Below are 6,079 nucleotides of genomic sequence, written 5' to 3' on the forward strand. Positions count from 1 at the left end.
TGTCACCGATGTGATGAGACATCGAGTGTCACCACTGTCCTGAGGCAGAACTGTCACCGATGTGCCGAGACATCACACGTCTTAAAAACTACCCACCACTATTGACCCACGCACCTAGGCATGTCGGACTCCACAACCATCAAGAACGGCCGCATAGCCTTCCCGATAAGTGGGGTAAGAAAACACGAATCCAATCTCCCGTAGCCGGTTGTTGTCGCAGCGTTTGCCGCGGCTCACCTGCGCACGCGGGGAATCGTTGGCAACTTCCGGCGCGGGCAGGTCAAGGCTGCGTGCCAAGAATTCAACGACTTCGCGACGATCGACCGGGAGGTCATCGACGCCGATATATACGGTCTCAGGCCACTTCTGCATGGTCATGAGGTGCACGATGGCTGCTGCGGCATCGTCACGATGGATCCGACTAGTGAATTCTGGCTCAGACGAGATCGTCGCGACCCCCTGACGTACACGATCAATTTCCCGAGTGCGTCCTGGCCCGTAGAGGCCCCCAAGGCGCAGGATCGTCGCCTCGGGAATCAGCTGGAGCAACGTCTGCTCTGCTTCTTGCAGCACGACTGCCGTCGGCGAGGTGGGTTCGGGCGAAGTGGTCTCGTCGACCCAGGATCCGTCATCAATGCCGTAGACCGCAGTTGATGAAACATACACCACTCGAGGTGGCGCAGCGCAGTCGTTCCGGATGGCAGCGGCGACACTCCGAACACTCTCGACGTATGCCGCTCGATATCCATCTACGCTGCGATCATCGGGGCTCATGGCAATTACCACGATGGTGGTGTCCGTCGGAAGTGTCGGCACCTCTGCGGACAGATCAATCGCCTGTCCTTTAATTTCGGGTGGTAGTTTCTCCGATGAGCGTCGAAGTCCCATCACCTGATGTCCCAGAGAAGCGAACCGCAGCCCGGTTTCAGTTCCAAGGTCACCGCAGCCGGCAATCACAACAGTCATTTCATACTCCTCAGACCACACTTTTCGTTTGGATATTCTCGAGGCCCGGTTGCCGAGCAGCGGGGCACAGTAGGAGCTTATCGAAGCTCCCAGTTGGCATCAGCACGGCGCACCGCTGGCATATTCGATATTGGACGGCCACAGAGAGTTTGGCTATCAGACACTTCGGGCTTTCAGAATCGTGTGCCGTTATGGAGAATGAGACGATGCAGACACGTCGTGATGAGCCTGGAGCGGTTCCGTCAATTGTCGGGCAGGCGCAGGATTTCGATTGGGCTTCAGCCCCCGATGCACCGCACGAGCTATTCCTGCGCTGGCTTCGGGACGCGACCAACGCCGGTGTACCTGAAGCCCACGCAGCGACACTCTCGACTGTCGATGCGGACGGCCTGCCAGATGCTCGAGTGCTAACCGTTAAGGACGTGAGCGGCGACTGTGGCTTCAAGATCGCCACGGGTGACGAATCGCCCAAAGGCCACCAATTGTTGACGAATCCCAACTGCGCCCTAACCTTTTACTGGAGTCCACTCGCCCGAGCGGTACGGGTCCGTGGAACCGCTCAACGAGCTACCGCTGCAGAATCAGCGACAGACTTCCTCGCATGCCACCCCCAAACCCGAGCCAACGCTTTGGCCGCTCCACAGAGTTCCACCTTTTCAACTGATGCCAGCCGAGATGAACTGATCAGACAAGCCCAGGCCGCCATGGAACTCGATCCCGGGATAGTTTCTCCCCAATGGACCGTTTGGACTGTCATACCAAAATCAGTTGAATTTTGGCAGGGCGATCCGAACCGAAACCACCAACGCCTCGGCTACATACGGACCAAGACCGCATGGGACAAGCAACGCTTATGGCCCTGACGTACCGCCACGAATAATTAACCGTCCCGCAGAAGGTTCCCCCATACGGACAGGCTCTGGTGGCTTCCATTGGCAAGCTGCAATGCAGTGTCTGCCTAGCTCAATGCGCCCCTTAGCGTACGATTTTTACCGTTTTCTGAGGCGCCCGCATAAATGGGGGGGTCAGTTCCTACTCACTCCCTGTTTAGTAGGCCGGCCGGTTAGCGACGCAAAACGTAGCTAAAAATAGTGCGGGGCGGACAAGGTATGCATATAGATGCACGTGCCTTGCCCGCCCCATGGGTTGCGTTGCTGTGGCCGTCTCAAGCTGTCGAGGACCACCTACAGCTGGTACTGCTGGTGTTGCTGTGTCCGTCTGCTGCTGCTTGACGGCCAGGTTACTGCCGGTACTGCTGTGGCCATCTCAAGCTGTCGAGGACCACCTACTGCTGGTACTGCTGGTGTTGCTGTATCCGTCTCCTGCTGCTTGACGGCCAGGTTACTGCCGGTACTGCTGTGGCCATCTCAAGCTGTCGAGGACCACCTACTGCTGGTACTGCTGGTGTTGCTGTATCCGTCTCCTGCTGCTTGACGGCCAGGTTACTGCCGGTACTGCTGTGGCCATCTCAAGCTGTCGAGGACCACCTACTGCTGGTACTGCTGGTGTTGCTGTATCCGTCTCCTGCTGCTTGACGGCCAGGTTACTGCCGGTACTGCTGTGGCCATCTCAAGCTGTCGAGGACCACCTACTGCTGGTACTGCTGGTGTTGCTGTGTCCGTCTCCTGCTGCTTGACGGCCAGGTACTACAGTGCGATTTTTTTGCCGTTAAGGCAGCAACTGCAGCTGCCTTAAAGAGGGGGCAAATTGTTCTTTACTTGCCGCACGAAAAAAAATATAGAACTGCTTCCTGAGAAAATCCTCAAAAAAACCTAAATTTTCCCTACATTTGCGGCAATGGGGTTGAACACCAAGCACAGCAAGGTCGCGGGCTTAAAACTCGGTCCTGCCGGATGCGCAAGGGTGACTTAGTGGCAGGGGCCTATCGCCCAATTCCGGCCCATTCCTACCAAGACCCCGGTTTGGCTTGCGATTCTCCTTAACTCCCTCGCGGAGGGGTGTTCCAATTTCCAAGCATGTGGAACACTCCCCCAGCGACACTGCCCCGCCGATGAAATGTGCCAGCATAGCGCGGAACCTGCGGGTAGCTAAAGTTAGGTCGAAAGTGCTGGCAGGGGCGTGCGTGCGGAACGGGTTTTTGGCCTGACCCATTCGCTGGCCACCTTCCCCGCGTCACCGGCATGTGATGCACCGGCTCGTTTAGCGTGTCCATAAAATTCTTCGCCGACGGCTTGGACCACGAGACGGGAGGTACTCTCACTGATGCGCAACGGCGTCTGTCTTTTTTCGGATTTGCCGTGGTGTCTCGCCGGGGTCGGGGGCTTGATCGCCGAGTTGTGTCCGCAGAGTCTCATTTTCCTTCTCCAACACCAAAACGAGGCGGATGCCGGAGAGGTTCAGGCCCAGGGAGAGAAGCTCCGCGATCCGTCGCAGGGTCACCAGGTCCTGCTCGCTGTAGCGGCGTGTGCCGCCTTCGGTGCGTCCCGGCGCCAACAGACCCTTGCGTTCGTAGAGCCTGAGGTTCTGCTGGCCCGTTCCGAGGAGTTCAGCCGCGACGGAGATCGCGTACAGGCCCCGTGCCTGCGGGTTGGATACCACAGTAGTCCGCTCCTTAGTTGCCATCTTGGATTGCTGGAAGAAATGCACCTTGCACCAGTGTGCCAGTCGTGCTATAAAAAATCTATGTCATCCACAACAGATCGTGGCAGGCATGAGAGAACTGAAAAGCTACAACTGAAAGCTAAATGACACTGAGATCAAGTGGCGTTGTGAAGGAGTGAGTAAGCCATGTTGATGCGTACAGACCCGTTCCGTGAACTCGACCGGCTCGCCCAGCAGGTGCTGGGAACTGCGGCCCGCCCGGCAGCGATGCCGATGGACGCCTGGCGTGACGGGGACACCTTTGAGGTGGAGTTTGACCTTCCCGGGGTGGCCCCGGACTCGATCAGCCTGGATGTGGAACGCAATGTCGTCACCGTCCGGGCCGAACGTCCGGGCCTGGACGGGAACAAGGAAATGCTCGCCGCCGAACGCCCCCGGGGCGTGTTCAGCCGCCAGCTGGTTTTGGGCGAGAACCTGGACACGGAGAACATCGAGGCCAGTTACGACACCGGGGTGCTGACCCTGCGCATCCCGGTGGCCGAGAAGGCGAAGCCGCGCAAGATCGCGATCACCACCAAGGAAGGAGACCGCCAAGCCATCAACGCCTAACCCACCCATACCAAGGTAATTTCCCCAGACCGGGAAGGCAGGCCAGGTCCGCGAAGGGATATCGGGCGATCGCCGTAGGGCACGCCACAGCGCCTCAAGCGCAACAAAAAGCGGTAACTGTTACTGTCTCCCGCACCGGCGGTCCCCGGTCCCAAAGACCGGGGACCGCCCCCAACCGTCAGCTGATACCGCCCCGGCGTGCCGGGCACCGCGGGGCTCGCGAGGATGTGAGCTGTGATGAGAAGTTCCCCGGACTTATATGCCGTGCTGCACCTGGCCCCGCAGGCCACCCCAGCGGAAGTGCGCCGCGCATACAGGTCCCTGCTTCGACGACACCACCCAGACGCCCGCCCGGCGCCGGCCACGCAGGGCGAAGTGGCCACCGAGCACGAGATGCTGACGCAGATCATGGACGCACACGCCGTACTGGCGGACCCCATCCGACGGGCCCGCTACGACCATAACCTGCCTGGCAGCCAAATAAGGCAGCCGACAGACAGACGGGATGAGGACAGCGGAGAAGACCTCATCCATGTGGAACATGGGTACAGGCCCCCCGCAGCACCGCACGAGCGTCCCTCGATCATTGTCGGTCCGCTACGGTGGGGACCACCACGTCAAGGAGGTATCTTTTGATGAGCGCATGGCACCGCTTCGATTCACCCTTGCTGCCGGCTTTCCACGAACGCTTCGAGCAGCGCTGGGGCAAGGGCACCGCCCCTTTCTTGGATCCCGAACTTCACGAACAACCACTGCCCCGGGCTCAGTGGATCAACCCCGACACCGGGGCGGCACTGGCCGTTGTCCCGGTATGGAACGATGACGATGACGCCCACCGCTCCTTCGCCGTGTTCTACCTCCCACCCGCAGGAGACATCTGGCTGCTACGTCCAGGCAGCACCGACTACCTCCAATCCCCGGGCAAGGATCTCATCACCCTGCGCAACGACGCCTTCAAGAAAGCCGTCGACCACGCCGAAACCTTCATTCACGGCCCCGGCAGCCACTAATTCTCGCCCTTGGCCGCGCCAGTTCATCGCACGGGATGGCCCCGCGCCCTCCCACAACCTGCAGAAGCCACCGAGCGACTTAGTTAGCCGGGCCCTATTTTCACGTCAGGATCAAGCCAGAACTGGGACTCACTGCTGGGTGTTGGAGGATCCGGAATCGGACCGTGCGCGAGGATTCTGTGCGCAGATCCAGCTTTTTTTGACTCGCCTGTCATGTGCTATTTGTATAATTACATTGTGGATAACCAGTCGTTGTCGTTGCTGCTGCCCATCGTGGTGGGCGTGCTCCTGCTTGTCGTTGCCGGGTGGGTGTTACAGGATGCGCGGTCCCACGAAAAGCAGCACCGGCCTGTGACGGTCACTGTCCTAGGACTCACGGTGGAGAGCTCACGCGTGTGGGCTGGGTTGTGTCTTGTGCTTTTTGCTTTCGCGTTCCCGCTATACCTTGTCGCCAGGCATCACTGATATACCCGACACCGAGTTGAGCTCGGCGGTTGAGGGGTCACGCCCCGGACGCTGCGTCAGTTCGGGGCGCACGCACCTGATTCTGTGCCGTGCGTCCTGGACTGGCCTCGGCGGCCGTACCGCCCAAGTGTGGTCCCTGAGGTATCGCTTGAAGTTCCCCGGTGCTGGTCGGCACTGCAAAGGCCATGAACCCATGATTCCCCGCCTCGCGGTACCTTCTGGCTGCCTTCACGAGTCCGGGCCTGGCTACCTGTTGCAGGTCTTCGACCCCACACCCCGGGGCAAAATAGGGGCGCGAGAGCGCATCGGCGAGCCCCAGGAACTGAAGCACCAACTGATCAGCGCTCATCCCGGGCCCTAACTTTGCTGGTCCTGACGAAAGAGGCAATTCTGACCCTTCTATGCTTCGAGTCAAGCCATAAGCGTTTGTAATTTCCTGAATAGTTGCCGGGCAATAGATCGCTTGA

The 6,079-nt window shown here is 59.4% G+C and carries 6 protein-coding genes; 4 read left to right on the forward strand and 2 right to left on the reverse strand.

Annotated features, from left to right (window positions below; all coding sequences use genetic code 11):
* Window positions 1–114: 114 nt before the first annotated feature.
* Window positions 115–966: an SDR family oxidoreductase gene (locus tag CVV68_RS22510; protein ID WP_110503216.1), complete on the reverse strand. Its 852-nt coding sequence runs from the start codon at window positions 964–966 to the stop codon at window positions 115–117.
* Between the two features lie 191 nt (window positions 967–1,157).
* Between CVV68_RS22510 and CVV68_RS22515 the strand changes: the two genes are divergently transcribed.
* The gene (locus CVV68_RS22515) at window positions 1,158–1,829 is read left to right on the forward strand and encodes a pyridoxine/pyridoxamine 5'-phosphate oxidase (RefSeq protein ID WP_245933743.1); all 672 of its coding nucleotides are present in this window, start codon (window positions 1,158–1,160) and stop codon (window positions 1,827–1,829) included.
* A 1,354-nt stretch (window positions 1,830–3,183) separates the two neighbouring features.
* On the opposite strand, the gene CVV68_RS22520 is transcribed toward CVV68_RS22515, so the two are convergent.
* Window positions 3,184–3,525 (reverse strand): MerR family transcriptional regulator, encoded by a 342-nt coding sequence (locus CVV68_RS22520; protein WP_245933744.1) that lies wholly within the window; start codon window positions 3,523–3,525, stop codon window positions 3,184–3,186.
* 189 nt (window positions 3,526–3,714) lie between these two features.
* Here CVV68_RS22520 and CVV68_RS22525 point away from each other — a divergent pair, with 189 nt between their 5' ends.
* The 3 genes from CVV68_RS22525 to CVV68_RS22535 all read left to right on the forward strand — a co-directional run bounded on the left by CVV68_RS22525 (window position 3,715) and on the right by CVV68_RS22535 (window position 5,147).
* Window positions 3,715–4,137 (forward strand): Hsp20/alpha crystallin family protein, encoded by a 423-nt coding sequence (locus CVV68_RS22525; protein WP_110503218.1) that lies wholly within the window; start codon window positions 3,715–3,717, stop codon window positions 4,135–4,137.
* A 237-nt stretch (window positions 4,138–4,374) separates the two neighbouring features.
* The gene (locus CVV68_RS25030) at window positions 4,375–4,773 is read left to right on the forward strand and encodes a J domain-containing protein (RefSeq protein ID WP_110503219.1); all 399 of its coding nucleotides are present in this window, start codon (window positions 4,375–4,377) and stop codon (window positions 4,771–4,773) included.
* A complete protein-coding gene (locus tag CVV68_RS22535) occupies window positions 4,773–5,147 on the forward strand; it encodes a hypothetical protein (protein ID WP_110503220.1) in 375 nt (124 codons plus the stop codon). Before CVV68_RS25030 ends, CVV68_RS22535 begins: the two co-directional genes overlap by 1 nt.
* Window positions 5,148–6,079: the final 932 nt, after the last annotated feature.

It is taken from the genome of Arthrobacter livingstonensis (genome assembly GCF_003219815.1).
Classification (GTDB): Bacteria; Actinomycetota; Actinomycetes; order Actinomycetales; family Micrococcaceae; genus Specibacter; species Specibacter livingstonensis.